The organism is Immundisolibacter sp. (assembly GCF_050250495.1).
In the GTDB taxonomy this organism is placed as follows: Bacteria; Pseudomonadota; Gammaproteobacteria; order Immundisolibacterales; family Immundisolibacteraceae; genus Immundisolibacter.
Map to the genome: position 1 here is coordinate 42,760 of NZ_JBFWOM010000006.1, position 25,993 is coordinate 68,752.

Annotated in this window: 28 protein-coding genes and 1 tRNA gene; 11 read left to right on the forward strand and 18 right to left on the reverse strand. The window is 66.7% G+C overall.

Annotated features, from left to right (window positions below):
• The first annotated feature begins 25 nt into the window (after positions 1-25).
• Positions 26-463, forward strand: coding sequence for a DUF1772 domain-containing protein (locus AB7F93_RS06220; protein ID WP_428302025.1), 438 nt, complete (start codon positions 26-28; stop codon positions 461-463).
• Positions 464-490: 27 nt separating this feature from the next.
• Here AB7F93_RS06220 and ubiB read toward each other — a convergent pair whose 3' ends face one another.
• From ubiB to glnK, 6 genes are all read right to left on the reverse strand, one after another.
• Positions 491-2,101, reverse strand: a complete 1,611-nt coding sequence (gene ubiB / locus AB7F93_RS06225; RefSeq protein WP_428302026.1) for a ubiquinone biosynthesis regulatory protein kinase UbiB — start codon at positions 2,099-2,101, stop codon at positions 491-493.
• A complete protein-coding gene (locus tag AB7F93_RS06230; RefSeq protein ID WP_428302027.1) occupies positions 2,098-2,697 on the reverse strand; it encodes a ubiquinone biosynthesis accessory factor UbiJ in 600 nt (199 codons plus the stop codon). Before AB7F93_RS06230 ends, ubiB begins: the two co-directional genes overlap by 4 nt.
• Positions 2,694-3,440: a bifunctional demethylmenaquinone methyltransferase/2-methoxy-6-polyprenyl-1,4-benzoquinol methylase UbiE gene (gene ubiE / locus AB7F93_RS06235; RefSeq protein WP_428302028.1), complete on the reverse strand. Its 747-nt coding sequence runs from the start codon at positions 3,438-3,440 to the stop codon at positions 2,694-2,696. The genes AB7F93_RS06230 and ubiE overlap by 4 nt, the downstream gene beginning before the upstream one ends.
• A 78-nt stretch (positions 3,441-3,518) precedes the next feature.
• Positions 3,519-3,594 (reverse strand) — tRNA-Thr (locus tag AB7F93_RS06240).
• 124 nt (positions 3,595-3,718) lie between these two features.
• Positions 3,719-5,044, reverse strand: a complete 1,326-nt coding sequence (locus AB7F93_RS06245; protein WP_428302132.1) for an ammonium transporter — start codon at positions 5,042-5,044, stop codon at positions 3,719-3,721.
• Positions 5,045-5,100: 56 nt separating this feature from the next.
• On the reverse strand, positions 5,101-5,439 hold the full coding sequence (gene glnK, locus AB7F93_RS06250; protein ID WP_428302029.1) for a P-II family nitrogen regulator: 339 nt from the start codon (positions 5,437-5,439) through the stop codon (positions 5,101-5,103).
• A gap of 299 nt (positions 5,440-5,738) precedes the next feature.
• On the opposite strand from glnK, the gene AB7F93_RS06255 reads away from it, so the two are divergent.
• From AB7F93_RS06255 to AB7F93_RS06300, 10 genes are all read left to right on the forward strand, one after another.
• Entirely contained in the window at positions 5,739-5,969 is a 231-nt protein-coding gene (locus AB7F93_RS06255; RefSeq protein WP_428302030.1) for an accessory factor UbiK family protein, read from the forward strand.
• A gap of 15 nt (positions 5,970-5,984) precedes the next feature.
• Positions 5,985-7,502 carry a YifB family Mg chelatase-like AAA ATPase gene (locus AB7F93_RS06260; protein ID WP_428302031.1) on the forward strand — a complete coding sequence of 506 codons (1,518 nt, stop codon included), beginning with the start codon at positions 5,985-5,987 and terminating at the stop codon, positions 7,500-7,502.
• Between the two features lie 120 nt (positions 7,503-7,622).
• Positions 7,623-7,949, forward strand: coding sequence for a thioredoxin TrxA (trxA, locus tag AB7F93_RS06265; RefSeq protein ID WP_428302032.1), 327 nt, complete (start codon positions 7,623-7,625; stop codon positions 7,947-7,949).
• 243 nt (positions 7,950-8,192) lie between these two features.
• The gene (rho, locus tag AB7F93_RS06270; protein WP_428302033.1) at positions 8,193-9,449 is read left to right on the forward strand and encodes a transcription termination factor Rho; all 1,257 of its coding nucleotides are present in this window, start codon (positions 8,193-8,195) and stop codon (positions 9,447-9,449) included.
• 40 nt (positions 9,450-9,489) lie between these two features.
• Entirely contained in the window at positions 9,490-10,467 is a 978-nt protein-coding gene (locus tag AB7F93_RS06275) for a malate dehydrogenase (protein ID WP_428302034.1), read from the forward strand.
• Positions 10,468-10,538: 71 nt separating this feature from the next.
• Positions 10,539-10,745 (forward strand): 50S ribosomal protein L31, encoded by a 207-nt coding sequence (gene rpmE, locus AB7F93_RS06280; RefSeq protein ID WP_428302035.1) that lies wholly within the window; start codon positions 10,539-10,541, stop codon positions 10,743-10,745.
• Between the two features lie 41 nt (positions 10,746-10,786).
• On the forward strand, positions 10,787-11,536 hold the full coding sequence (locus AB7F93_RS06285; RefSeq protein WP_428302036.1) for a thermonuclease family protein: 750 nt from the start codon (positions 10,787-10,789) through the stop codon (positions 11,534-11,536).
• Positions 11,537-11,541: 5 nt separating this feature from the next.
• Positions 11,542-12,984, forward strand: coding sequence for a M48 family metalloprotease (locus tag AB7F93_RS06290; protein WP_428302037.1), 1,443 nt, complete (start codon positions 11,542-11,544; stop codon positions 12,982-12,984).
• A 34-nt stretch (positions 12,985-13,018) separates the two neighbouring features.
• Complete coding sequence (locus AB7F93_RS06295; protein WP_428302038.1) at positions 13,019-14,041, forward strand: glycosyltransferase family 4 protein; 1,023 nt, start codon at positions 13,019-13,021, stop codon at positions 14,039-14,041.
• A 22-nt stretch (positions 14,042-14,063) separates the two neighbouring features.
• Positions 14,064-15,233 carry a glycosyltransferase family 2 protein gene (locus tag AB7F93_RS06300; RefSeq protein WP_428302039.1) on the forward strand — a complete coding sequence of 390 codons (1,170 nt, stop codon included), beginning with the start codon at positions 14,064-14,066 and terminating at the stop codon, positions 15,231-15,233.
• An 81-nt stretch (positions 15,234-15,314) separates the two neighbouring features.
• Here AB7F93_RS06300 and AB7F93_RS06305 read toward each other — a convergent pair whose 3' ends face one another.
• The 12 genes from AB7F93_RS06305 to AB7F93_RS06360 form a co-directional block, all read right to left on the reverse strand.
• Positions 15,315-16,094 carry a cephalosporin hydroxylase family protein gene (locus tag AB7F93_RS06305; protein WP_428302040.1) on the reverse strand — a complete coding sequence of 260 codons (780 nt, stop codon included), beginning with the start codon at positions 16,092-16,094 and terminating at the stop codon, positions 15,315-15,317.
• Between the two features lie 16 nt (positions 16,095-16,110).
• Positions 16,111-16,743 (reverse strand): acetyltransferase, encoded by a 633-nt coding sequence (locus tag AB7F93_RS06310; protein ID WP_428302041.1) that lies wholly within the window; start codon positions 16,741-16,743, stop codon positions 16,111-16,113.
• 13 nt (positions 16,744-16,756) lie between these two features.
• Entirely contained in the window at positions 16,757-17,863 is a 1,107-nt protein-coding gene (locus AB7F93_RS06315) for a DegT/DnrJ/EryC1/StrS family aminotransferase (protein WP_428302042.1), read from the reverse strand.
• Positions 17,860-19,083, reverse strand: coding sequence for a methyltransferase domain-containing protein (locus tag AB7F93_RS06320; RefSeq protein WP_428302043.1), 1,224 nt, complete (start codon positions 19,081-19,083; stop codon positions 17,860-17,862). Before AB7F93_RS06320 ends, AB7F93_RS06315 begins: the two co-directional genes overlap by 4 nt.
• Positions 19,080-19,631: a dTDP-4-dehydrorhamnose 3,5-epimerase family protein gene (locus tag AB7F93_RS06325; protein WP_428302044.1), complete on the reverse strand. Its 552-nt coding sequence runs from the start codon at positions 19,629-19,631 to the stop codon at positions 19,080-19,082. Before AB7F93_RS06325 ends, AB7F93_RS06320 begins: the two co-directional genes overlap by 4 nt.
• Complete coding sequence (gene rfbG, locus AB7F93_RS06330) at positions 19,628-20,701, reverse strand: CDP-glucose 4,6-dehydratase (RefSeq protein ID WP_428302133.1); 1,074 nt, start codon at positions 20,699-20,701, stop codon at positions 19,628-19,630. The genes AB7F93_RS06325 and rfbG overlap by 4 nt, the downstream gene beginning before the upstream one ends.
• Positions 20,701-21,468 (reverse strand): glucose-1-phosphate cytidylyltransferase, encoded by a 768-nt coding sequence (gene rfbF, locus AB7F93_RS06335; RefSeq protein ID WP_428302045.1) that lies wholly within the window; start codon positions 21,466-21,468, stop codon positions 20,701-20,703. The genes rfbG and rfbF overlap by 1 nt, the downstream gene beginning before the upstream one ends.
• A complete protein-coding gene (locus AB7F93_RS06340; RefSeq protein WP_428302046.1) occupies positions 21,465-22,745 on the reverse strand; it encodes a lipopolysaccharide biosynthesis protein in 1,281 nt (426 codons plus the stop codon). Before AB7F93_RS06340 ends, rfbF begins: the two co-directional genes overlap by 4 nt.
• A 240-nt stretch (positions 22,746-22,985) precedes the next feature.
• On the reverse strand, positions 22,986-23,480 hold the full coding sequence (locus AB7F93_RS06345; protein ID WP_428302047.1) for a hypothetical protein: 495 nt from the start codon (positions 23,478-23,480) through the stop codon (positions 22,986-22,988).
• Complete coding sequence (locus AB7F93_RS06350; protein WP_428302048.1) at positions 23,477-23,800, reverse strand: nucleotidyltransferase domain-containing protein; 324 nt, start codon at positions 23,798-23,800, stop codon at positions 23,477-23,479. Before AB7F93_RS06350 ends, AB7F93_RS06345 begins: the two co-directional genes overlap by 4 nt.
• A gap of 252 nt (positions 23,801-24,052) precedes the next feature.
• On the reverse strand, positions 24,053-24,427 hold the full coding sequence (locus AB7F93_RS06355; protein ID WP_428302049.1) for an endonuclease domain-containing protein: 375 nt from the start codon (positions 24,425-24,427) through the stop codon (positions 24,053-24,055).
• A gap of 240 nt (positions 24,428-24,667) precedes the next feature.
• Positions 24,668-25,849: an aromatic ring-hydroxylating oxygenase subunit alpha gene (locus AB7F93_RS06360; protein ID WP_428302050.1), complete on the reverse strand. Its 1,182-nt coding sequence runs from the start codon at positions 25,847-25,849 to the stop codon at positions 24,668-24,670.
• Positions 25,850-25,993: the final 144 nt, after the last annotated feature.

Genomic DNA, 25,993 nt, shown 5'->3' on the forward strand with positions numbered 1-25,993 from the left:
CGTTACCTGCGTTTCGGAGGCGAGCATGAGTGACGTCGCGGGCCTTGTGGCGACCCTGTGCACGGCGCTGTTCTGTGGCGCTGCGGTCTACATCAATCTGGTCGAACACCCGGCGCGGATGGGCTGCGACACGCGCGTCGCGTTCGCGCAGTGGGCGCCGAGCTACCAGCGTGCGACGCTGATGCAGGCCTCGCTGGCGGTGCTGGGCGCGCTCGCGGGTGTGGCCGCGTGGGCGCTTGGCGGCGGCAGTGGCTGGCTGCTTGGCGCGGTGCTGATCGGCGCGGTGGTGCCGTTCACGTTCCTGGCCATCATGCCGACCAACCGGCGTCTGCTGGCTCCGGATCGCGACCCGGACGCGCCAGACACCCGACAGCTGCTCGAGGCGTGGGGGCGTCTGCACGCGGTCCGCAGCGCGCTGAGCCTGTTCGCGACGCTGCTGTATCTGGCGTTGCTGGTTCGCTGATCCGGTGTCAGCCGTCGCCAAGCGCCGCTAGCCGCGCCGCGGCCACAGCAGCGCCAGCACCAGCGCGCCTAGCGGCCAGGCCAGCGCCGGCAGGCCCAACCACACCGGCATCTCACGCCCGCCGAGCTGCCACACCCAGCCGGCCAACGCGGTCAGTGCCGCGCCGCCCAGCACCAGTTCGAGTCGCCCCGGCCCGCGTCGTCGGGGTGCAGGTTCGGGCGGCTCGGGCCGCCGGGCGCGGTTGAGCGCGTCGTAGACGAGATTCGGCAGCCGCGGCAGCGTCTCGGCCCACAGCGGCGCCTCCTCGCGCAGCGTGTTGCGCAGCGCGCGCCAGCCGATGCGCTCGCGCATCCAGCGCTCCAGAAACGGCTTGGCGGTGCGCCACAGGTCGAGCTCCGGGTACAGGCGCCGGCCGAGGCCCTCGATGTTGAGCAGGGTCTTTTGCAGCAGCACCAGTTGCGGCTGCACCCGCATGTCGAAGCGCCGCGCCACCTGGAACAGGCGCAGTAGCAGTACGCCGAACGAGATGTCCTTCAGTGGCCGGTCGAAGATCGGTTCGCACACGGCACGGATGGCGGCCTCGAACTGGTCCACGCGCAGATCGGGCGGCACCCAGCCGGCGCGCACGTGCGCCTTGGCCACGGTGGCGTAGTCGCGGTTGAAGAACGCGACGAAGTTCTCAGCCAGATACCGCTGGTCGGCCGGATTCAGGCTGCCGACGATGCCGAAATCGACCGCGATGTACTGCTCGTGCGGGCCGACGAAGATGTTGCCGGCGTGCATGTCGGCGTGAAAGAAGTTGTGCTCGAACACCTGCCGGAAGAAGATTTCGACGCCGCGCTCGGCCAGGCGCTCGAAGTTCACGCCGGCACCGCGCATGGCGTCGATGTTGTCGATGCCAATGCCGTAGATGCGCTCCATCATCATCACGTTCGGGCGCACGTAGTCCCAGTACACCTCGGGCACGTACAGATCCGGCGAATCGAGCCACTGGCGGCGCAGCTGGCTGGCGTTGCCGGCCTCGCGCATCAGGTCGAGCTCGTCGAGCAGCGTGAGTTCGAACTCGCGCACCACCTCCACCGGGCGCAGGCGACGCGCCTCGCGCACTAGCCGCTGCGCGAAACGGGCCAGCATGTACAGCAGGCGGATGTCGCGGCGGATGCGCGGCGCGATGCCCGGCCGCACCACCTTGATGACCACCTCGCGCCCGTCCGGCAAACGCCCGGCGTGCACCTGGGCGATGGACGCCGACGCCAGCGGCGTGTCGTCGAACTGCGCCAACACGGCCGTCAGCGGCTGGCCGTAGGCGGTCTCGATGAGGCGTCGGGCCTGCTCGGCGGGAAACGGCGGCACGCGATCCTGTAGCCGCACCAGCTCGTCGGCGATGTCCGGCGGCAGCAGGTCGCGCCGCGTGGACAGGATCTGGCCGAACTTGACGAAGATCGGTCCGAGTTTTTCGAGCGCCACGCGCAGACGCACGCCGCGTGGCGGGCGCGCGCCCCAGCGCCAGGGCAGCAGCTTCAGCAACAGCCGCCCGCCCGGCAGGCGCGGATGCCCCAGGATCATCTCGTCGCCGCCCGCCAGCGTCAGCACGAACAGCACCCACCATAGGCGCAGCAGCCCCGGCAGGCTGGTCATTGCAGGCGAAGGGCGAGTAGGGCAAGGCGCCGTTCGAGCGCGCCGATCGCGTCGTGCAGCGCGCGCAGCTCGGCGCGGAAGCTGTCCCACTCGTTGGCGCTCACCAGCGCCTCGCGCTCGTAGCTCAGGAACTCCGCGCCGCTGCGCAGCACGGACTCGGCGCCCTCGCGCAGCGCGCCGGTGAGGGACGCCAGCGCCTGCGTGCCGCGCTCGGCGCCGACATCACCGAGCCACGGCGCCAGCAGTTCCGGCCAGTCGATGCGCGCCCCGCGCAGCGCGGCGGCAAAGGCGCTTGCAAGGTGCTTGTCGCCGTCGATGTCGAGCGCCCCCATCCCGCCGCCCTGCTGCGCGTGCAGCAAATCAGCCAGACGACCGCGAAGGTGCGCATCGACCTCCAGCGGCGGCGGACGCAGCAGCTGCACGCCCTCAGCGTGCGGCGCCACCGCCAGCGAGAGGCCAAGCGCCGGCACCTCGACGGCGATCACCCGCCCGGCGAGCGCGGCGAGGCGCTCCCGCGTCGGCGGGTCGAGCGCCAGCAGGCGATTGAAGGCGATTTCGAGCGCGGCCAGCGGCAGCGCACTCGCCGTGCTCGTCACAGCCGGTAGCCCCGGTGCACGGCCACGATGCCGCCGGTGAGGTTGAAATACTGGCAGCGGCCGAAGCCGGCCAGGTGCAGCATGCCGAGCAGCGTGTCCTGATCCGGGTGGCGGCGGATGGATTCGGCCAGATACCGGTAGCTGTCGGCGTCGCCAGCGATCAGCCGCCCCAGGCGCGGCAGCACCTGAAAGCTGTAGGCGTCGTACAGCGGCTTCAGCGGCGCCAGCACCGGCTGCGAGAACTCCAGCACCAGCACCCGGCCGCCGGGTTTCAGCACCCGGTGCATCTCGCCGAGCGCGGCCTGCTTGTCGGTGACGTTGCGCAGGCCAAAACCGATGATCACGGCATCGAGGCTCTGGCTTGCCAGCGGCAGGCGCTCGGCGTCGAGCTGCACGTAATCGACGTTGCCGGCGATACCGGCGTCGAGCAGCCGGTCACGGCCGCGCGCCAGCATGGCGCCGTTGATGTCCGCCAGCAGCAGCCGGCCCTGCGGCCCGACGCGCGGCGCCAGCAGGCGGGTGAGATCACCCGTGCCGCCGGCCAGATCGAGGATGCGCTCACCCGGCCGGGCGGCGATCAGTTCCACCGCAAAGCGCTTCCAGACGCGGTGCAGGCCGAGCGACATCAGGTCGTTCATCACGTCATAGCGCGGCGCCACCGAGTCGAACACCTCACGCACCCGACGCGCCTTGTCGGCGAGCGGCACGTCTGTGAAGCCGAAATCCGTCGTCTCGTGTTCCATGGCCGTACCGCTGTGGGCGACAGACGCTGGGCAGGCCGGGCCGCGCAGCGTCGGGGTGACATCGACGGGGCAGAGTGATGGTGCTGGCGGCAGGGATCGAACCCGCGGCCTGCTGATTACAAATCAGCTGCTCTACCAACTGAGCTACGCCAGCGCGCGAGGCATTTTACACGCCGCCTGCGGCGTACCCGCCCAGCAAAAAAGGCGGGAAGACCAGGAGTCTTCCCGCCTTTGCGAAGGGCTCCGGGCAAGGCCGCGCGGCCTTGCCCGGCCGGCGGTCAGAGGTTGTAGCCGCGCTCGTCGTGCAGGGCCAGATCCAGGCCCTCGGTTTCCTGCTCCGGCGTGGCGCGCAGGCCGATCACCAGATCAATCACCTTCAGGATCACGAAGGTGGCGATGCCGCTGAACACCACCGTCACCAGAACGCCCTTGAGCTGAATCCACAGCTGGGCGGCGATGTCGAGTTCCGCCTTGCTGCCGCCGAAGCTGGCCGCCGCGAACACGCCGGTGAGGAGGGCGCCGATGATGCCGCCGACGCCGTGCACGCCGAACACGTCGAGCGAGTCATCGTAGCCAAACATGCGCTTCAGCTTGGTGGCCGACAGGAAGCACAGCACGCCGGCCACGGCGCCGATCACGAGTGCGCCCATGGGGCCGACGAAGCCCGAGGCCGGCGTGATGGCTACCAGGCCCGCCACGGCGCCCGAGGCGATGCCGAGCACGCTCGGCTTGCCGTGGCTGATCCACTCGATGAACATCCAGCCGAGCGCCGCCGCGGCGGTGGCGATCTGCGTCACCGCCATGGCCATGCCCGCGGTGCCGTTGGCGGCCACCGCGCTGCCGGCGTTGAAGCCGAACCAGCCCACCCACAGCATGGAGGCGCCGATCAGCGTGTAGCCGAGGTTGTGCGGCGGCATGGCGGTGGTCGGGAAGCCCTTTCGCGGGCCGAGCACGAGACACGCCACGAGACCTGCGATGCCGGCATTGATGTGCACCACGGTGCCGCCGGCGAAGTCCAGCACACCCCAGTCCCACATCAGGCCGCCGTTGCCGCTCCATACCATGTGCGCGGTCGGCGCGTAGACGAGGGTGAACCACAGCGCCATGAACCACAACATGGCCGAGAACTTCATGCGCTCGGCAAACGCGCCGACGATGAGCGCCGGCGTGATGATGGCGAACGTCATCTGGAAGCACATGAACACCGATTCCGGGATGGTCATGGTCAGACTTTCGACGGTCATACCCGCCAGGAACGCTTTCCCGAGCGTGCCGACAAAGCTGTTGAGGTTGACCACCCCCTGCTCCATACCGCCGGTGTCGAACGCCAGGCTGTAGCCGTAGATCGTCCACAGCACGGTGATCAACGCGGTGATGGCGAAGCACTGCATCAGCACCGACAGCACGTTCTTGCTGCGCACCAGGCCGGCGTAGAACAGCGCGAGACCCGGAATGGTCATGAACAGCACCAGCGCCGTCGAGGTCAGCATCCAGGCCGTGTCGCCGGAGTTCAGCGTCGGCGCGGCGGCTTCTTCGGCCAGAGCGAGGCCGGGCAGGCACAGCCCGGCGGTTGCCAGCGCGGCAACGCCGCGTCGCATCAACATTTTCATCGATTGACTCCCCAGGATTAAGGATTCTTCAGCCACGGTTCGAGCCGGCGCTACAGCGCGTCGGCACCGGTCTCGCCGGTGCGAATGCGGATGACCTGCCCCAGGTCGTAGACGAAAATCTTGCCGTCGCCGATCTTGCCGGTGTTGGCCGAGTTGCTGATCGCCTCGATCACCCGGTCGACATCGGCCGCGTCGACGGCGACCTCGATCTTCACCTTGGGCAGAAAATCCACCACGTACTCGGCGCCGCGATACAGCTCGGTGTGACCCTTCTGGCGTCCGAACCCTTTTACTTCCGTCACCGTGATGCCTTGCACGCCGACGCCCGACAGGGCCTCGCGCACGTCGTCGAGCTTGAACGGCTTGATTACCGCGCAGACCATCTTCATTGCACTATTCCTCGGAGTGAGCGACGCGGGCGGACCACGCAACCCGCCCTGGCGCCGCAACATCAACCGCGCACCCCGTGTCAGGAGAGCGCGCGGACCCACCGGCGTGTACCAGTACGGCGGGCTTAGCACGGCATGTGCCAAGGGCGCTGCAAGGCGATGGGGTATAGTCGACGGCGCCTTGGCGCAGCGATCTATGAGCGTCTTCGATCTGTAATTGCACTTTTTTGGTGCAATAACGTCGGGCGTCGAGCCTAAATCGGCGCGCCCCCGGCGCCGTGGTCCCCAGGAGTAACCGCATGACCGATGCAGCGCCGTCAGGACCGCTCCAGTGGTTGCAGGGTCTCGCGAGCGAGCTGGATGGCCTGCGCACCGTAGCGGTGCAGCGCCTGAGTCAACAGGCCGGCATGCCGAGTCGCGAGGAGTTCGAGGTCCAGCGCGCTCTGCTGGAGGACGCTCGCCGGCGCCTCGACGCCCTGCAGGCACAGCTGGAAGCCGTCACCCAGCGCCTGAACGCCCCGGCGGACTGATCACGCCGGCGCGCAATGTCCCTCGCGACACTGCACAGCCGCGCCCCGTTCGGTATCGACGCGCCGGCGGTCACCGTCGAGGCGCACCTGACCGGCGGCCTGCCGGCGCTGGCCATCGTCGGCTTGCCGGAAACCGCCGTGCGCGAGGCGCGCGACCGCGTGCGCAGCGCGCTCATCAACAGCGGTTTCGAGTTCCCGGCCCGGCGCGTGACCATCAACCTCGCCCCGGCCGATCTGCCCAAGGAAGGCGGGCGCTTCGATCTGGGCATCGCGCTCGCCATCCTGGCGGCGTCCGGCCAGTTGCCGGTCGACGCCCTGCACGGCTACGAATTCATCGGCGAGCTTGGCCTTGGCGGCGAACTGCGCCCGGTGCGCGGCGTGCTGCCGGTGGCGCTGCAGGCGCAGCGCGCCGGCGCGCGGCTCATGCTGCCGCAGGCCAATGCCGCCGAGGCCGCCCTGGCCCCGGACCTTGTTGCCTACGGCGCCGACCACCTGCTGGCGGTGTGCGGTCACCTCACAGGCGCCGCACCGCTGGCGGCCGCCCCGCGCGCGGCGGTCGCAAACAGCGCCGATGTACCCGACATGGCCGACGTGCGCGGCCAGCCCGGGGCGCGGCGCGCGCTCGAAATCGCCGCTGCCGGTGGCCACAGCCTGCTGATGCTGGGCCCGCCCGGCGCCGGCAAGACCATGCTGGCCACCCGCCTGCCGGGCATCCTGCCGCCGCTCACCGAACAGGAGGCGCTCGAAACCGCCGCCGTGCAGTCGATCAGCGTCGGCGGCTTCGACGTGCGCGACTGGGCACGACGACCGGTACGCGCACCCCACCACACCGCCTCCGCCGCCGCGCTGGCGGGCGGCGGCACCACGCCGCGGCCGGGCGAGATCTCGCTCGCCCACCACGGCGTGCTGTTCCTGGATGAGCTGCCGGAGTTCGATCGGCAGGTGCTGGAGGTGCTGCGCGAGCCGCTCGAATCGGGCCACATCAGCATTGCCCGGGCGGCGCTGAAGGCCGAGTTCCCGGCGCGCTTTCAACTGGTCGCCGCGATGAATCCCTGCCCTTGCGGGTATCTGGGCGATCCCGCCGGCCGTTGCCGCTGCACGCCAGAGCAGGTGCGCCGCTACCGGGGGCGGTTGTCCGGGCCGCTGCTGGACCGTATCGACCTGCACGTGGAACTGCCGCCGGTGGCGCACGAGCTGCTGCTGGCGAACGAGCACGCCGGCGCCGAGCCCTCGGCCGCCGTGCGCGAGCGCGTCGCGGCCGCCCAGCAGCGTCAGCTCGCGCGCGCCGGCTGCCTCAACGCGCGGCTGGACGCGGCCGGCCTGCGTCGTCACGCGCGCCTCACCGAGCCGCAGCAGCAGTTCCTGGCACGCGCCATCGGCACGCTGGGTCTGTCCGCCCGCGCCACGCATCGGGTACTGCGCATCGCCCGCACGTGTGCCGATCTTGCCGGCAGCGACGCGCTCGACATGCCGCACCTGGCCGAGGCCCTGCAATACCGGCTGCTCGACCGCCGCCATCAGGCCGGTTATTGACTTGGCTTTCTCACGGACTAGAATGCGGCCAAGCCTTTCTGGCTTGTCCCCTGGCTTGGCGCAATGCCGCAGCCGCACAGGCTCACCGCCTCCCCGCCACCTCACACCGCACCGTCATCCATGAGCGAACACGTCAAGCACATTACCGACGATTCCTTCGAGCAGGACGTATTGCAGGCACCGGGGCCGGTGCTGGTCGATTACTGGGCCGAGTGGTGCGGGCCGTGCAAGATGATTGCGCCGGTGCTGGACGAGGTGGGCAAGGAGTACGCCGGGCGCCTGACGGTGGCCAAGCTGAACGTGGACGAGAACCCGAAGACGCCGCCGCGTTACGGCATCCGCGGCATTCCGACGCTGATGCTGTTCAAGGGCGGCAACGTCGAGGCAACCAAGGTCGGCGCGCTGTCGAAGTCGCAGCTCGCCGCCTGGCTCGACAGCAATCTCTGATTCCGCGTCCGTTCAAGACGCGCGCCGTCGGCGCCGATAGTTTCTTAGTGTTTCCGTTGCCGATCGGGGCGGTCTGGCCCTGATCGTTGTTTCCAGCGGGAGGGTGCCCGATCCGGGCGCCCGCGCCGTCACAACAAGAACCCGCTCGCTCAGTCTCGATCTTTCCCGGTCCGTCCCCCGGACTGCCTCATCAACCGCGCCGCCCCATCGCTCCACGGCGCTCCGCGTGACATACCCAACGCCATGAATCTGACCGCGCTCAAACAAACGCCGGTGGCCGAACTCGTCGCCATGGCCCAGGAGGCCCGCCTCGAAGGCTCGGCCCGCCAACGCAAGGAAGAAATCATCTTCGCGCTGCTGAAGGCCCACGCCCGCAAGGGCGAGGACATCTTCGGCGAGGGCGTGATGGAGATGCTGCCGGACGGCTACGGCTTCCTGCGCTCGAACACCAACTCCTATCTCGCGAGCCTGGACGACATCTACGTGTCGCCGAGCCAGATTCGCCGCTTTGGCCTGCGGACCGGGGACACCATCACCGGCAAGATTCGCCCGCCCAAGGACGGCGAGCGCTACTTCGCGCTGCTGAAGATCGACGAGCTGAACTTCGAGCCGCTCGAAGCGGCGCGCAACAAGATCCTGTTCGAGAACCTGACGCCGCTGTTCGCCGACGAGCGCTTCACGCTCGAACGCGGCAACGGCACCACCGAGGACATCACCCCGCGCATCATCGACATGGCTGCCCCGATCGGCAAAGGCCAGCGCGGCCTCATCGTGTCGCCGCCGAAGGCCGGCAAGACCATGATGCTGCAGGCGATCGCGCACTCGATCACCGCCAACCATCCTGAGGTCTACCTCATGGTGCTGCTCATCGACGAGCGCCCGGAGGAGGTCACCGAGATGCGCCGCACGGTGCGCGGCGAGGTCATCGCCAGCACGTTCGACGAAGCCGCCACGCGCCACGTGCAGGTGGCGGACATGGTGATCGAGAAGGCCAAGCGCCTGGTCGAGCACAAGCGCGACGTGGTGATCCTGCTCGACTCGATCACGCGTCTGGCACGCGCCTACAACACCGTCATCCCGTCCTCGGGCAAGGTGCTCACCGGCGGCGTCGACGCGCACGCGCTCGACAAGCCGAAGAAGTTCTTCGGCGCCGCCCGCAACATCGAGGAAGGCGGCAGCCTCACCATCATCGCCACCACGCTGGTCGAAACCGGCTCGCGCATGGACGACGTGATCTACGAGGAGTTCAAGGGCACCGGCAACATGGAAGTGCACCTCGAACGCAAGATCGCCGAGCGGCGCATCTTCCCGGCCATCAACATCAACCGCTCCGGCACCCGCCGCGAGGAGCTGCTGATGAAGCCGGACGAGGTGCAGAAGGTGTGGATCCTGCGCCGCCTGCTGGCCTCGATGGACGAGGTGGCGGCCATGGAATTCCTGCTCGAACGTCTGAAGAACACCAAGAGCAACGCCGAGTTCTTCGCCTCCATGAAGGCCTGACCGGCTCCCGTTTCCGTACTGCCTGCCGAGGATTTGCCCCGTGAAGACGCCCGTTCGAATCGCCGTTACCGGCTGCGCCGGCCAGATCGGCTACGCGCTGCTGTTCCGCATTGCCGCCGGCGACATGCTGGGACCGGACCAGCCGGTCATCCTGCAGATGATCGAAGTGCCGCAGGCGCTCAAAACGCTCGAAGGCGTGGTCATGGAACTGCGCGACTGTGCCTTCCCGCTGCTGGCGGACATCGTCGCCACGGACGACGTGAACGTCGGCTTCAAGGACGCCGACTACGCCATCCTGGTCGGCGCCCGTCCGCGCGGCCCCGGCATGGAGCGCAAGGACCTGCTGGAGGCCAACGGCGCCATCTTCACCGTGCAGGGTAAGGCGCTGAACGACCACGCCAGCCGCGGCGTCAAGGTGCTGGTAGTCGGCAACCCGGCCAATACCAACGCGCTGATCGCCAGCCGCAGCGCGCCCGATCTCGATCCACGCCAGTTCACGGCCATGACGCGCCTGGATCACAACCGCGCCATCAGCCAGCTCGCCGCCAGGACCGGCTCCACCGTGCCGGCCATCCGCCGCATGACGGTGTGGGGCAACCACTCGTCGACGCAGTACCCGGACATAACGAACGCGCTGGTGGATGGCCGCCCGGCCACCGAGCTGGTGGATCAGGCTTGGGTGGAGACCGATTTCATCCCCACCGTGCAGCAGCGCGGCGCGGCCATCATCGCCGCCCGTGGCGCGTCGAGCGCGGCCTCGGCGGCGTCGTCCGCGATCGACCACATGCGCACCTGGGCGCTCGGCACCGCCGACGGCGACTGGGTCAGCATGGCCATCCCGAGCGACGGCAGCTACGGCATTGCGGAAGGCATCATCTACTCGTATCCGGTCACCTGCCGGGACGGGCGCTACGCAATCGTGCAGAACCTGCCGGTCAGCGACTTCAGCCGCGCGCGCATGGACGCGACGGCCAAGGAGCTGTTCGAGGAGCGCGACGCCGTCAAACACCTTCTGTAACCCTTGCCCGGCGGGGCGCTTTCCCCTATCCTGCGCGCCCCGCCGAGCGCCTTACCGATTCCAGACGCGCCATGAAAGCCAACATTCACCCCAAGTACGAACCCGTTACCGTCACCTGCAGCTGCGGCAGCAGCTTCGAGACCCGTTCCGCGCTGGGCAAGCCCGAGCTGTCCGTGGACGTGTGTTCGAGCTGCCACCCGTTCTACACCGGCAAGCAGAAGGTCGGCGACCGCCGCGGCCGGGTGGAGCGCTTCAACCGCCGCTACGGCAGGGCTTGATGGCGGGCCGGTTCGCCGGCCTGCATTGCACAGGGCGCCTTTTGGCGCCTTTTGCGTTTCTGGTGGTGCTGTTGTGGGGCGGTGCGGTCGACGCCGCCTGCCGTCCGACCGGCCCGAGCGCACAGGCCACCGTGGCGCACCATTACGACGGCGACACGCTGCGCCTGGCCGATGGCCGGCGCGTGCGCCTGCTCGGCATCGACACGCCGGAGATGAACCACCGCCGCGGCGCACCGCAGCCGCTGGCAAGACAAGCCCTGGCGCGCACGCAAAGCCTGCTGCCGCGTGGCGGCCCGGTGCGCCTCACGCGCGACCGGCACACGCGGGATCGCTACGGCCGCGAACTCGCCCACGCCTTCCGGCCGGATGGTGCGAGTGTCGAAGAAACCCTGCTGCGCGAGGGTCTCGCGGTCGCCTTCATCCTGCCGCCCAACGTGGCGATGGCCGACTGCCTGCTGGCGGCCGAGCGCGATGCGCGCGGCGCCCGGCGCGGACTGTGGTCACTGCCGGCGTACCGCCCGCAGCCGGCGGCATCGGTTCCGGCCGATGGCAACTACCACCTGGTGCGCGGGCAGATCACCGGCGCCCAGCGCCGCGGCGACTGGGTGTTGCTTACTCTCGACCGACGCCTGCAACTGCGCATCGCACGGCCCGACTGGCCAGCCTTTGCACCGGCCGACCACCTCGCCTGGCGCGGGCGTACGGTCATCGCGCGCGGCAAAATCCAGTCCTACAACGGCCGCCCGCAACTGCGCCTGTGGCACCCCTCGCAGATCGAATTGACCAGGTGACCGCCATGCGTGCCACGCTGTTGATCGCTTGCCTCAGCCTGCTCCTCGCCGCCTGCGCCACCAACCCGGTCAGCGGCCGGCGCGAGATGGCGCTGATGTCCGAGCAGCAGGAACTCGCCATCGGCCGCGAGATGGCGCCCAAGGTGCTCCAGGCCTACGGCAAGTACGACGACGACGCCCTGCAGGCCTACGTGCAGGGCGTGGGCGACAAGCTGGCCGCCGTCAGCCACCGCCCGAACCTCGTCTACCGCTTCACGGTGGTGGACTCGACCGAGGTCAACGCGTTTGCGCTGCCCGGCGGCTACATCTACATCACCCGCGGCCTGCTGGCCTACATGAATACCGAAGCGGAACTGGCCGGCGTGCTGGGGCACGAGATCGGCCACGTCACCGCCCGCCATGCCGTGCGCCAGTACACCGCCGCCACCGCCGCGCAGCTCGGCATGACGCTCGGCGGCATCTTCGTGCCCGGCATGGGCAGCAACGTGGCGCAGAACGTCATGGGCGTGCTGGGCCAGGCCATGCTGAGCGGCTACGGGCGCGACCACGAGCTCGAATCCGACAGCCTGGGCGCCGAGTACCTAGCCCGCACCGGCTACGACCCGCAGGCCATCCTGGGTGTGCTGCGCACGCTGAAGGCCCAGGGCGACTACGCCACCGCGCAGGCCAAGGCCGAGGGCCGCCAGCCGCAGACCTACCACGGCCTGTTCGCGAGCCACCCGGACGAGGACACGCGTCTGAAAGAAGTGCTCACCAAGGCCTCGTTCCTGGCGCCGGACAAGCCCGCCCCGGACGGGCGCGACGCGTACCTCAAGCACATCGACGGCATGGTCTACGGCGACAGTGCCGCGCAGGGCATCCGCCGTGAGAATCGCTTCTACCACCGCGATCTCGACTTCGCGCTCGAATTCCCCACCGGCTGGCGGCTCGACAACCGCCCCGACCGCCTGCTCGCCATCGCCCCCGGTGGCAAGGCACAGGCGCAGCTCAGCAGCCAGGACCTGAACCAGCGCGAAACGCCGCGCGAGTTCATGACCCGGCGGCTCGGTATCCGCAACCCGTCGGGTGAGGAAATCGCCCCTGCCGGCCTGCCGGGCTACACCGCCCCGCTCAAGATTCAGGGCCGGCCGGGGCGCCTGAGCGTCATCTTCCACCGCAACCAGGCGTACATCCTCGCCAGCGCGGCGCTGGAGGGCGCGGACACCATGGCCGTGGACGCCGCCATGCGGGAGACGGCCCTGTCCTTCCACCCGCTGCGCGACGACGAAAAGCCGCTCGCCGAGCCGCGGCACCTGCGCCTGCGCCCCGCCGCGGCCGGCGACAGCTACGCCAGACTCGCCGCCCAATCGCGCCTCACCGGCAATGCCGAGGCGCAAATTCGGCTGCTGAATGCGAGCTATCCGACCGGCGAGCCGGTAGCGGGGCAGGTGGTGAAGGTGGTGGAGTGACCGTGTCGGACTCTTCGACCTACGGAACAGCCACGTGAACACTCCGCGTGTCTGGTTCCCGGCCATCCGGGCCGGCAGCGGCGCCGATGTTTTCACCCAGCGCCTTGCCGATGCCCTGAACGCGCGGGGTGTTCGCGCAGAAATAACATGGCTGCCCCACCGCGCCGAATACGCGCCGTGGTCAGTGTCGGCCCCCAAACCGCCTGAGTGGGCCGACGTCGTCCACGTGAACACCTGGCTACATCCCCGGTTTATCCCACCACGTCTACCTGTGGTGGCCACCATGCATCATGTTGTACATGACCCCGCCTTTGCGCCTTATAGAACGCGCGCCCAGGCTCTGTACCACCGGTTCTGGATCAAGCCTATCGAGACATCCGTGCTGCGCCGCGCCGATGCCGTAACCGCCGTCAGCCAATACACCGCAGGACAGGTGCGCGCCGTCTTTGCCCGTGAAGACGTTACCGTTATCCCGAACGGCATTGACACGGACATCTTTCGCCCAGGTCCGGCCCGACCACCGCACAAGCCGTTTCGTTTGCTATTCGTCGGCAACTGGAGCCAACGCAAGGGCACCGACTTGTTGGCTCCAATCATGCGATCCCTGGGGCCACACTACGAACTGTGGGTAACCAACGGCCTTCGGGATTGGCGCAACAAAACTCCGATGCCACCCAACATCCGCTTTCTGGGGCGCGTCCCGACCACCGAGGCGCTGGTGCGGGTGTATCAGGACGCTGACGCCCTCTTGTTCCCGTCGCGTCTTGAGGGATTCGGGTTAGTGGCAGTAGAGGCTACGGCGTGTGGGCTGCTGGTAGTCGCGACGCGGGCGTCAGCTATTCCAGAGATCGTTCGCGACGGAGTCACCGGACTGCTCTGCCCTCTGGACGATACGGCGGCCTTCGTTCGGACAATCAAGGAAGTCGCCGGCGACCTCCGGCGCACCGACGCCATGCGTGCCGCTGCCCGGGCGGATGTTCAAGCTCATTTCAGCCAAGACGTCACTGCCCAACGCTACATTCAACTTTACAACTCCATCTTGTCGTATCACCGTTAACGCCTCCACTTACCCTCTAATCATGCGGCCCACCCTTACAATTTTGATCCCTACCCGCAATAGAGCAAATCTTGCTATCGCGGCGATTCGTTCCGTTACGACAAACGCGGGGGGCGAAGGAATCACAATAATCGTTTCAGACAATTCCACCGAACCAAGCGATTCTTCAATCCTGGGGCAATATGTCGGGGAAGCTGGCAATATCTCACTAAGATTGATCAAGCCCCCTCGCGCCATGTCAATGACCGAACATTGGGAATGGGCCTTGGCGACGGCTATCCGCATGACGCTGAGTTCCCATTTTTGTATTTTGACCGATCGTATGCTTTTTCGCCCCGGCACCCTGAAGCGCCTCATGGACCTGATTGCGCTGCATCCCCATGAAGTAATCAGCTATACCTACGATCGTATCCATGATTATTCACGACCTATTGTTTACCAGCCGTTGCCACGGTCTGGCCAAATCTTAAAGCTCAGCTCCGGGCATCTCCTGCTGATGAGCGCGAAAATGAAATTTAAATCCTGTCTGCCACGAATGCTGAATTCTGTGGCTCCCCGTGAGTCGTTGCTCCGGCTGAGAAGCCGTTTTGGCACGGTGTTTGACTCCGTGTCTCCAGACTATTGTTATTGCTATCGAACGCTTAATGTAGAGCAATCATTCATTTTCTATGATAAATCAATTCTTCTCAGTTACGCGCATGATCGCAGCAATGGCGCAGCAACAGCTCGCGGCTCCGAATCCAGCGATCACAAGGACTTCCTGCAGACGTTGGCGAAAGAGTCTATCAACCGAAACACGCTACTGCCGGACCTCATGACAGTCGGAAACGCCGTAATAAACGAATTCAATTTTGTAAAACAAGAGATTGGCCATTCGGGCTATGGAGAAGTGGATAGGTCTGCTTATCTGAATTTTCTTGCCAACGAGGTCTTGAGATTTGAAGACCTCCGCGCTCGTGAAAACTCCTTGAGAGCGCTAAGAGAGGCTGGTTGGCAAGAGTCGCGGCGCTCGTTGGCGCAAAAAATCAAAGACGCTCTGGCTCATCTTGCTCTAAGCGTTCCGTCTCGTAATTTCAATACGGTGGGAGAGGCGATCAATTACGCACTAACGCATGAGCCGCTTACGCACAGGATATTTGTGGGCCTTAGCAGAGATATTCGGGGGTACGCGCTCGTTGAGCGATCCAATTAAGCGTCTGCATGTGAGGCTCCCCATCGTCAATGATGACAGCCAAGCGGCATTTCAGATTACAACATCAGTGCGTCTGGTGAGTCAGATGCGTCGCAGATATCCATCCGGCGCGACGGTGATCAGCAGCTTGTGGGGGATGCTCTGGTCGATCTCGAATTCTGGGTGGTTTCTGATGTACTCCCAAACTGCGGTCTTGGGATTGTTGCCCGGTCCCCAGGGTCGGTCGGGGAACATGCTTTCGGGCATGTCCTCGATGATGGTGTCGAAAACCACGCAATAGCTGCCGGCGCTGACGAGAGGCGCGTAGGCCTCCAGTTCTGCCAGCACATGGTCATGAGTGTGGTTGCTGTCGAGGCACACCAGGACGCGCGGATACTCGGCCGCGATGCCGTGTACCTGCTCGATCATATCCGGCGCGATACTGGAGCCCTGGATCATCTGGATGCGCGTGGCCATCGGATGCGCCTCGATCGCCGCGCGATTGTGGGCGCGGATGTCGATGTCGATGCCGAGCACCTTGCGCCGCGATTCCCGGGGGTTGATGCTGACACCCGCCTCGATGGCCTCGCAGATATCGAGCTGGGCGAGCATGGAGGCGCTGAAGATCAGCGAGCCGCCGTGGGCGATGCCGGTCTCGATGATCAGGTCGGGCTTGACCTGCCAGATGAGTTCCTGCATGGCCACGATGTCTTGGGGGTACTGGATGATGGGGCGGCCAAGCCACTCAAAGTGATAGGAATACTTCAGGCGATTGACACAGCCGATCCAAGACAGCGATTTTTCCAGCGCGTCGGCATTGCTGCCTTGCTCACCAATTTCGAGATCGCATTCCATTTTGAATTGCTGATCGTGTTCGCGCATATCAAAGTAATTCCGCTTATCGAGATGGAATGGCTTTCGCCGGGTTGCCGATAACAGTGGATCCGGGCCTAATATCCCGAGTTACTACGGCGCCGGCGCCCACTACTGCGTCCGCGCCGATGGTTAGGCGCGGGAGGATCACCGAGCCTGCACCAATGAAAGCGTTTTCGCCCACAGTGACGCAGCCGCATACGGTCGCTCCGGGGGCGATGTGAACGCCATTTCCTAGTACGCATTCGTGGTCCACGGATGCATTGTGGTTGATTATGCAGGCATCGCCGGTGGTGACATCGGCAGCAACATTGGCTAAAGCCAATACTTGAGTTCCTGCGCCCAAGAGCGCGCTGCGGCTGACCACAGCAGAAGGATGCACGAGTACTGGAAGGGTTAATCCGTGTTTCCTGAACAAATCCTGAAAATGCAGGCGATCTCGTCCGCGGTTGCCACCGATAGCAGCCAGCCCCGCTACATGCTGAACACGTGCCACGCTCGTGGCCCACTGATCGAAGCCCACTTCACCGAGAAAAATGGGTACACCCGGCAACGCGCTAGGCACCTGCCGATTGTCAAATAGCGCCAAGACCCGTCCGCCGCGCAAGGCAATGATGTCGGCCAGGACTTTGGCATGTCCGGCACTGCCCCAAAGCACGAATCGCGTTGACTCAGACAAGCTGCGTCTCGATAACCGTGATTACCTGATCTTGATCGGTCTGGCTCATGTCGTGGTAGCTCGGAAGATTGATTGCACGTTCGGGGACCGTAAAGGCGTATTCCCCTGATGGGCGCGGAGTAAACATCGGCAAACCAGATAGCGGATGGAAAAATACCCGTGCGTCGATATTCTCCGCGGCAAAAGCCGCCTCAAGCATTTCCCGGGTGATGCCGAGCGAATGATCGAACACGACCGTCGGCATCCATGCGCCATTGATGGTGCCTGTCGGCTCTGGATTCATCGTCACGCCTGGGAGTCGTTCCAGCCGCGCCTTGTAGGACGCGAGTATCTCCCGCTTCCGGTTGACCAGTTCGTCGATACGTTCCAGTTGGGCGCAGCCGATGGCGGCCTGGATGTTGGACATCTTGTACTTGAAGCCGACGACGTCGGGCCAGAACTGTTTGGTTTGTCCGCGCGCGCGGCCGTGGTTGCTGAGCGTCAGCACCCGCTCGTAGAGGTCGGCATCGTTGGTGACGAACATGCCGCCTTCGCCGGTGGTCAGCGTCTTGGTGCCGTGAAAGGAAAACGCGCCGAATCGGCCCATCGAACCGGCACGCCGGCCGTGATAGACCGAGCCGATGGCCTCCGCCGCATCCTCGATGACCGGAATGCCATGCCGCTCGCCGATCGCGAGCAGTGCACGCATTGCGCAGAGATTGCCGTAGATGTGAACCGCGAGGATGGCCTTGGTACGAGGCGTGATGGCCTGTTCGACCAGCGCCGGATCCAGACACCAGGAGTCGGGCAGGATGTCGACGAACACCGGCTTTGCGCCCAGATGCACGATGGGCGCGGCGCTGGCGATCCAGTTGGTGTCGGCCATGATGACTTCGTCACCCGGCCCGATGTCGAGTGCGGCCATGCCCATATGGAGCGCGCCGGTGCAACTGGACGTTGCAATGGCGTACCCGACGCCGAGGTGGGTCTTGAACGCTTCCTCGAATCGCACGATGTAGTCGTAGCAGTGCTCACCCCAGCCGTTCGCCGCCGCGTCGGTGGCGTAGCGGACCTCCAGCTCAGTGATCGACGGCTTGGTGTACGGGATGCGCGGTTTCATGTGATGCGTAGCTCCGGAACCGCGGTGACAAAGCGCGTGCCCGTGGCCGTCAGGTGGGCGTTTTGTTGTCTGATTTCCGGCGCGATGTTCCACGGCAGGATCAGCACGTAGTCCGGTCGCTGCTCTCGCAGAACATCGGGCGGCAGGACAGGAACGTGGCTGCCGGGCAGGAATTTACCCTGCTTGGACGGCGCCGCATCGCAGACGAAGGGCAGCAGGTCGGGCTTGACGCCGGCGTAGTTGAGCAGGGTGTTGCCCTTGGCGGCGGCGCCGTAGGCGGCGACCTTCTTCCCCGCCTTCTTTTGCTGGATAAGGAATTCGAGCAGGTCGTCCTTGATGCGGTCGGCGCGGGCCTGAAAGCCGGCGTAGGTGTCCAGGCGTTGCAGGCCGCGGCGGGACTCTTCCGCCAGCAGTGCGCCGACGGTGGCGGCGGTGGCGCGCGCATCCTCGGCGTGACAGGCGAACACGCGCAGGCTGCCGCCGTGGGTGGGCAGCTCCTGCACGTCGAACGCGCGCAGGCCGACGGCCGTCAGGATGCGGCTCGCGGTATGCAGCGACAGGTAGGAGAAATGCTCGTGGTAGACGGTGTCGAACTGGGTGTGCTCGATCAGCCGCATCAGGTGCGGGAACTCCAGCGTGACGGTGCCGCGCCGTTTTAGCGCGACCTTGAGGCCACGGGTGAAGTCGTTGATGTCGGGCACGTGGGCGTAGACGTTGTTGCCGATGATGAGGTCGGCCTGCCGGCCCTGGGCGGCCAGTTGTTTTGCCAGCGCTTCGCCGAAGAATTCCCTCAGCATCGGGATGCCGAGTTGTTCGGCCGCTGCCGCCGTGCCGGCGGTGGGCTCGATGCCGAGACACGGGATGCCGGCGGCCATGACGTGCCGGAGCAGGTAGCCGTCATTGGCGGCGACTTCGATGACGAAGCTGTCCGGCCCAAGCGCGAGCCGCTCGCGCATGGCCTCGACATAACGCCGGGCGTGCTCCAGCCAGGTGGTGGAGGTGGATGAGAAATAGGCGTAGTCCGGCCGGAACAGGTCATCGGCGCGGGCGTAATCCTCGGTCTGCACCAGCCAGCAGTGCGCGCACACATAGAGCTTGAGCGGGTACCAGGTCTCCGGGGAGTGCAGATCCTCCGCCGTCAGGTAGGCGTTGGAAGGCGGCGCAAAGCCCAAGTCGAGAAACACGTGTTCCAGCGGCTGGGCGCAGTGACGGCAGTTCATGGCGCGCGCCCCCAGTCGCCGGCGTCGATCAGCGGGTGACTGCGGTCGCGGGGCGAGAGGTCCGTGGCCGGCAGCGGCCAGCGGATGCCGAGCGCCGGGTCGTCGTGGCGGACCCCGCCTTCGGCTTCTGGCGCGTAAAACGCGGTGTGCAGGTAGAGCAGCTCGCTGTCCGGCGCCAGCACCTGAAAGCCGTGCGCACAGCCTTCCGGTATCACCACCATGCGGTGGTTGTCCGGCGAGAGTTCCTCGGCGTGCCAGTGCAGAAAGGTCGGCGACTCGGCGCGCAGGTCTACGGCCACATCCCAGACCCGGCCGCGCAGGCAGTGCACCAGCTTCGTCTCCGCGTGCGGCGGGTGCTGAAAATGCATGCCGCGGATCGCGCCGACGGCGGCGGTGCGGGAGTGGTTGATCTGCACGATGCGCCGCTCGCCCAGCACGCCGGCCAATTCGCGCTCGCAGAACAGGCGGGCAAAGCTGCCGCGCGCGTCGGTGTGGGGACCGCTGGTGACGACCATTACACCGGGCAGCGAGGTGGGGGTGAGGGTCACGCCGCGCCGCCGACGTATTCGTCGATCTGCCGCTGGCAGACCGCCTGCATGTCCTGCCGACGCTCATGGGCGCGATGCCATTCGACGATGGTGTCGAGCGCCCGCTCCAGCGGCCAGCGCGGCCGCCAGCCAAGGCGAGCGTTGGCCTTGGCGCAGTCGAGCTTGAGGCACTGCGCCTCGTGCGGTTGGGGGGCGCTATCGGGCTGCCAGCTAGCGCCTTCCCCCCACGTTTTGGTGAGCCGTTCGACGATCCACTGCACCGGGCGGGCATCGGTTTCCGCGGGGCCAAAGTTCCAGGCTTCGGCATGGGCCGGACCCTCTTCCACCAGCCGCTGCGCCAGTAGCAGGTAGCCGGACAGCGGCTCCAGCACGTGCTGCCACGGACGAATGGCGCCGGGATTGCGGATGGCGACCGGCTCGCCGGCGGCAATGGCGCGAAGGATGTCCGGAATCAGCCGGTCTTCGGCCCAGTCGCCGCCGCCGATGACATTGCCGGCGCGCGCGCTGGCCAGTGCCGTGCCGTGTTCGGCGTGGCGCTGCGGCGCAAAGAACGACTGCCGCCACGACTGCGCCACCAGTTCCGCGCACGCCTTGCTGCTGCTATAGGGGTCCACGCCGCCCAGCGGCTCGCCTTCACGGTAGGCCCACAGCCACTCGCGGTTTTCGTAGCACTTGTCCGAGGTGACGACGACCACCGCGCGCACGCCGCCCACCTGACGCACCGCCTCCAGCAGGTTGACGGTGCCCATCACGTTGGTGGCGTAGGTGCCGGCCGGGTCGGTGTAACTGGCGCGCACCAGCGCCTGCGCTGCCATGTGGAACACCACCTCCGGCTGCACGCGGCGTACCAGCGCGGTCAACGTTTGCGCGTCGCGCACATCGCCGAAGGTCGACTCGACGGCATCGGCAACCTTGGCCAGCGCGTACAGGCTGGGGTTCGTGGACGGCGGCAGGGCGTACCCGTACACCTGCGCGCCCAGCCGGGCCAGCCACAGCGACAGCCAGCCGCCCTTGAAGCCGGTGTGACCGGTGATCAGCACGCGCTGGCCGCGCCAGAACGCCGCGTCCATCACCAGATCTTCCACGGCGCCTGCCCGCTGTCCCACAGCGATTCGAGCAGGTTCCGGTCGCGCAGCGTGTCCATCGGCTGCCAGAAACCGTGGTGCAGAAAGCCGCTCAGTTGCTGGTCGCGCGCCAGTCGCTCCAGCGGCTCGCGCTCCCAGACCGTGTCGTCGCCGTCGATATAGTCGAACGCGCGCGGCGAGAGTACGAAATAGCCGCCATTGATCCAGGCGCCGTCCCCGGCCGGCTTTTCCAGAAACGAGGTGATGCTGGTGCCGTCCATGCCGAGCATGCCGAAGCGGCCCGGTGGCTGCACGGCAGTGACGGTGGCGACCTTGCCGTGCGCGCGGTGGAAGGCAATCAGGCGAGCGATGTCGACGTCACTGAGCCCGTCTCCGTAGGTGAAACAGAAATCCTCTTCACCGACGTAGTCCCGCACCCGCCGCAGCCGCCCGCCGGTGCTGGTGTCTTCGCCGGTGTTGACCAGCGTCACGCGCCACGGTTCGACCTCCTTCTGGTGCACTTGCATGCGGTTGTTAGCGATGTCGAAGGTGACGTCCGACGAATGAAGGAAGTAGTTGGCGAAGTACTCCTTGATCAGATAGCCCTTGTAGCCCAGGCAGATGATGAAGTCGTGCAGGCCGTGGGCCGAGTAGCTCTTCATGATGTGCCACAGCACCGGCTTGCCGCCGATCTCGACCATCGGCTTCGGTCGGATGGTGGTTTCTTCGGCCAAGCGCGTGCCGAGGCCGCCGGCGAGGATGACGACTTTCAATTCAAGCTCCGCACAAGCCTTGGAGGCGAACCCGAGCCGCGAATGATCTGCACGAGTATCCAGCCTTGAATGAGGATAAGTACTCCCTCTGTGCCGTAGGCCGCGCACACGGCGCCGGATAGCCCGAAAGCAGGCGCGAGCGCCGCCACTAGGAGGACGTTTGTCACGGCCCCGGTGCCGTGGACGAGAAAGAAATGTCTGTGAAGGTCGAGACCCGTCATGGCCGTGCTCAGCAGCCAGCGAATCACCTGTACGGCCGGCAGGGCGGCCAGCAGAACGACGGCTGGGACGGACGCCTCGAAGCTCGGCCCCAGAATCCAGGGGATGGTGTTGGCCGCGGCGACCAGGGCGCCGCCTCCCAGGATCGCAGTGGCCAGCGGGACGAGGCCGAGTGTGAAGGCCGTTGAAATGGGTTTCTGTGCCCGGTAAACGCGCGGTGCCAGCGATTCCAGCATGGCGAGCACTGGCAGCAGGAGCAGATCGGTGAAGCGTTGTGCTGCGCTCAAGGCGCCGGCGCCGGAGGCGTCCGTGATGCGCGCCAGCATGGGTTTGTTGATTTCGGCCTGAACTTTCTGCGCGGCGTAAGAGAACGAGAACGGCAGACTCGCCTTGATGGCCTGGGCCATTGGGGTGTCGGAGCCGGCGGCGCCATGCCCGTGCTTGTTGACCAGCACCAGGAGCCCCAGGTAGGCCGCGCTGCTGCCGAGGTACCCGAAGGCCCACGTGGCCGGCGTCCAGTGCGTGAATCTGCCGATAATCACAAAGGCCGCCAAGCGGCTCAGGATCAATCCGCTGGAGATCAAGCCCATGGTCGCGACGCGGTCGCGGCTTTGATACGCGCGCCCGACGCCATCCACAGCGGTGGCACAGACCACTTCGGCCACCACGATGGCCAGGATGGCGGATATCGGCAGCAGGTGACCGACCATCAGTTGCGTCATGGTCGCGGCCACAACGCAAAGAATCGGCATGTAGAGCAGCCACAGGCGGACCGTGTCGCGGGTGAGGTGAGGCAGGCGGTCGGGGTCGCGCGCACCTTCGCGCACCAGAACGGCCGCCGCGCCCATGATCGCGAACGAAAAAATACTGGCAAGCGCCATTGCGGAAATCAGCGCGCCATATCCCTCCGCCCCAAGCGTCCGCGCCACCAGCACAAACAGCGCCGTCTGCGCCAGCGTGCGGACGGTCAGCCAGCCGAACAGCGCGCCACTGGCGCGCAGGTAGCCGCCGGGGCGCCAGGCGAGCAACTTGGTGAGGGTGGCGGCGGGTGCGCTCACGCGTTCGAGTTATGGTGCAGAGGGCAGTGCGCGGGGGGCGTCTGTGTGGGTCAGGATATCGTCGGCGGGGCGTGATTGCTTGAAGCGTGCCCGAGCGCGCCGTTGATTGTCGCGGGTTGGCTGGGTGGCGGATCGCGCGGCCGACTGCGCGCTCGCCGAACGAAGTACGACACGTGTTTGTGTCGTCGTGATGGTCGGGCCCGAATTGCGCGGTGGTCCGCCGATTGCGCCGTAGGCGCGTCATGCGCTGCCGAAGCGGGCCAGGGCGTAGCTGCGTATCGCGCCGTGCGCGGCACACAGCCTGTCGACGCAGTGCCGGGCGCTCAGCAGTGCCGGCAGCATGGCCTCCGGGCGTTCGAAGTACTCGTGCACCAGGCGGTTTCGGATCAGGCGCATGGCCGGCCACTCGTCCGCGCGTTGCAGCAGGCCAAGCCGCTCGGCGCGGTGCAGGTTGTCGAGTGCGCTGCCGGGCTGCTCCGCGCTGGCGCGCAGCAGTGCGGGCAGCAGCTTGTCGACCAGTGTGTCCTGCATGCGCCCGAACTTGGCGCCGAAGGATTCCACGCGGTCGATGCCGTCCGGCGTGGCCAGGGTGTGCCGCAGCCAGGCTTCGGTGACCTGATCGTCTGGCAGGCCGCCGAACAGGCGCTCGCGCACGCCGAGCAGGTGGAATTCCTCGCGTGCCAGCAGGGCCAGCAGTTGGCGCAGGCGCTCCACGGCCGGGTTGGTGTCCGTCACAGCCGCACTCCGCTCTTGCGCGCCACGCGGTGGATGGCCTGCTCGGGCTCGCCCGGGCTGCGCGTGACGATGTCGATGCGCTGTTCGCCAAGTTCGCGTTGCAGGCGTGCGTACAGGCGGCCGGCGCGTTGCAGCGCCGTGGCGGTGTCGCAGGGCGTCTCGACGTACAGATCGATGTCGCCGCCGAGTTGGTCGGGGTCGGCGCGCGAGCCGAACAGCCACACGCCGGCATAGGCGCCGAAGATGTCCGCCACGGCGGCGCGGATGATGTCCACCTGCTGCGGCGGCAGGCGCACGGCGGCGGTTTGGGTGGCGGTCATGCGGCGATTCCCTGCGTGGTCGGGAAAAAGGGTAGCGCCTTTGTCATGCGGCGCGGCGGAAGGGGCTGTTGGCGTGTGTTTCGCCGGGACGATGGAGCCCGCCGGGATGCGCTGCCACCCCAATGCGCCCTCTCCCGGCCTTCGGCCACCCTCTCCCACGCCGTGGGAGAGGGGAATAATGCCGACCCGGGCGTGTGGCGGATGCGGGTTTGGCCGCCTGCGTCTGTCGCTGGCGCGTTCTCCCCTCTCCCGCTAGCGGGAGAGGGGCAGGGGAGAGGGCGGTTCCGCGCTGGCAATAACCGCGTCAATCCGCTCCAGTACCGCCGGCAGCTCTTGCAGCACCTGGTGGTTCCAGAATCTCAGCACCCGGTACCGGTGCGCGGCCAGCCAGGCGTCGCGCTGCCGGTCGCCACTCGCATCGTCGGCGTGTTGGCCGCCGTCAACCTCGATGACGAGGCGGTGCTCCAAGGCGACGAAATCGACGATGAACGGACCGATCGGTTTTTGCCGTTTGAACTTCACGCCCGCAAAGCGGTGACCGCGCAGGTGATACCAGAGCGCCGTTTCGGCGTCGGTCATGGTTTTGCGCAGCGTTTTGGCACGGTGCAGTAGGCGCGGGTTCGTCATGTGGACCCTCTCCCGGCCTGCGGCCACCCTCTCCCGCGGGGCGGGAGAGGGGAAAGAATGCCAGCGGTTGGCGTGGGCGTTGCACGGTGGGGTTGGCGGCCATCACAGCAGTGCGCCCGTATCGCGCGCCAAGCGGTGGATGCTTGGTCGCGTTCGCACAAGCTGCGGGTAACGATATCGATGCGCTGTTTACCAAGCTCCCTTTGCAGGCGCGCGTACACGCGGCCGGGGGGCGCCCGCTCAGTCCGCCACTGTCATGCCGAGCGCCCGCCGGTAGGCGTCCCAGAACACCACGCACTGCATCTCGTCGTTCTGCTGCGAGTCGGTGTACGGGTCGGCGTCGAGGCGCATGCCCTTGACCATGTAGTTGTTGCCGGTGGCGCCGCGGGCCTTGGTGATGCGGTTGAACACGGCGCCGTCTTCCAGCGTGATGAAGCCGCTCGGCCCCAGCATGTTGGACGACTGGCGCAGGCGGTGCTGGCGGGTGGCGGCGTCGTCGTCCTGGTGGGCGTAGTAGGTGTAGTGGACCTCGGTGCGGTTCGGCCCGAGCGGCACGGCGTAGCGCACCGTCATGGTGTCCATCTGCTTGTTCATGTTGGTGGTGGGGAACAGGATGGCGAGCTGGCCGCCGTCTTCCGGCCGGTGCTTGTACGCGATGACGCTCACGTCCTGGATCAGCTCCGGCTTGCGGTTCGGCACGATCTCGTAGTGCGCGTTGCGATGCCCGTGCGGCGTGCCGGACAGCACGCCCTTGCCGCCGACCCAGTTCAGCATGCGGAACGCCGCGTGCAGCATGGGCGCGTGCCAGCCGTCCTGGTCGAAATAGGCCTTCCAGTTGCAGTCGAAGATGACCTTCTGGTAGCCGAGCAGCGTGAGGCGTCCGTCGCCACCCAGGATGCGGCGGATGATCTCTTCCATGCCTTCAAGAAACGTCGCGAGCGGCGGGGCGGCCGGGTCGAGCGTGGCGAAATGCAGGCCGTGGATGCTTTCGAGCCGCACCGGCGGCAGGCCGAAGTTCGCCTTATCGAAGCCGGCGATGAAATCGTTCTCGCCCGGGCACACGCGCAGTTCCCCGGCGCTGTCGAAGGTCCAGCGGTGGTACGGGCACTCGTGGTGCTCCTCGTGCCCGCGAAAGCCCGGCACCAGCAGCACGCCGCGGTGGCTGCACGCGTTGATGAAGGCGCGCACGGTGCCGTCCGCGCCGCGGCTGATCAGCAGCGGCCGTTCACCGAGCGTGAAGGTCTTGTAGTCGTGCGGGTTCGGGATTTCCGCGTCGTGCGCCACGGGGTGCCAGTACGGGCCGTGGAAGATGCGCTCGATCTCGGCCCGGTAGATGTCGTCGCGGTGAAAGATGTCGCGCGGGATGGCGTTCGGCACGCTCGGCCAGGCGTAGGCGGCGGCGCTGCGGGTGGGCATGTCCATGGGGGGAGTCTCCTCGGCTTTGGTCGGCGTTCGTTTTGGGCGCGTTCACTCGATCAATCGAGCCGCGCGCGGCCAATCGGGGGCGCCGGGCAGCATATCGCTTCCCGCTGCGGCCGGCGCCTGTCGTAAGCTGCGGGCGGGCGA

Bases quoted from the DNA above. Each gene is read 5' to 3' on its own strand.
- AB7F93_RS06220 (WP_428302025.1), top strand. From the start codon at position 26: ATGAGTGACGTCGCGGGCCTTGTGGCGACCCTGTGCACGGCGCTGTTC.
- ubiB (WP_428302026.1), bottom strand. From the start codon at position 2,101: ATGACCAGCCTGCCGGGGCTGCTGCGCCTATGGTGGGTGCTGTTCGTG.
- ubiE (WP_428302028.1), bottom strand. From the start codon at position 3,440: ATGGAACACGAGACGACGGATTTCGGCTTCACAGACGTGCCGCTCGCC.
- AB7F93_RS06245 (WP_428302132.1), bottom strand. From the start codon at position 5,044: ATGTTGATGCGACGCGGCGTTGCCGCGCTGGCAACCGCCGGGCTGTGC.
- glnK (WP_428302029.1), bottom strand. From the start codon at position 5,439: ATGAAGATGGTCTGCGCGGTAATCAAGCCGTTCAAGCTCGACGACGTG.
- AB7F93_RS06255 (WP_428302030.1), top strand. From the start codon at position 5,739: ATGACCGATGCAGCGCCGTCAGGACCGCTCCAGTGGTTGCAGGGTCTC.
- AB7F93_RS06260 (WP_428302031.1), top strand. From the start codon at position 5,985: ATGTCCCTCGCGACACTGCACAGCCGCGCCCCGTTCGGTATCGACGCG.
- trxA (WP_428302032.1), top strand. From the start codon at position 7,623: ATGAGCGAACACGTCAAGCACATTACCGACGATTCCTTCGAGCAGGAC.
- rho (WP_428302033.1), top strand. From the start codon at position 8,193: ATGAATCTGACCGCGCTCAAACAAACGCCGGTGGCCGAACTCGTCGCC.
- rpmE (WP_428302035.1), top strand. From the start codon at position 10,539: ATGAAAGCCAACATTCACCCCAAGTACGAACCCGTTACCGTCACCTGC.
- AB7F93_RS06290 (WP_428302037.1), top strand. From the start codon at position 11,542: ATGCGTGCCACGCTGTTGATCGCTTGCCTCAGCCTGCTCCTCGCCGCC.
- AB7F93_RS06300 (WP_428302039.1), top strand. From the start codon at position 14,064: ATGCGGCCCACCCTTACAATTTTGATCCCTACCCGCAATAGAGCAAAT.
- AB7F93_RS06305 (WP_428302040.1), bottom strand. From the start codon at position 16,094: ATGCGCGAACACGATCAGCAATTCAAAATGGAATGCGATCTCGAAATT.
- AB7F93_RS06315 (WP_428302042.1), bottom strand. From the start codon at position 17,863: ATGAAACCGCGCATCCCGTACACCAAGCCGTCGATCACTGAGCTGGAG.
- AB7F93_RS06320 (WP_428302043.1), bottom strand. From the start codon at position 19,083: ATGAACTGCCGTCACTGCGCCCAGCCGCTGGAACACGTGTTTCTCGAC.
- rfbG (WP_428302133.1), bottom strand. From the start codon at position 20,701: ATGGACGCGGCGTTCTGGCGCGGCCAGCGCGTGCTGATCACCGGTCAC.
- AB7F93_RS06350 (WP_428302048.1), bottom strand. From the start codon at position 23,800: ATGACCGCCACCCAAACCGCCGCCGTGCGCCTGCCGCCGCAGCAGGTG.
- AB7F93_RS06355 (WP_428302049.1), bottom strand. From the start codon at position 24,427: ATGACGAACCCGCGCCTACTGCACCGTGCCAAAACGCTGCGCAAAACC.
- AB7F93_RS06360 (WP_428302050.1), bottom strand. From the start codon at position 25,849: ATGGACATGCCCACCCGCAGCGCCGCCGCCTACGCCTGGCCGAGCGTG.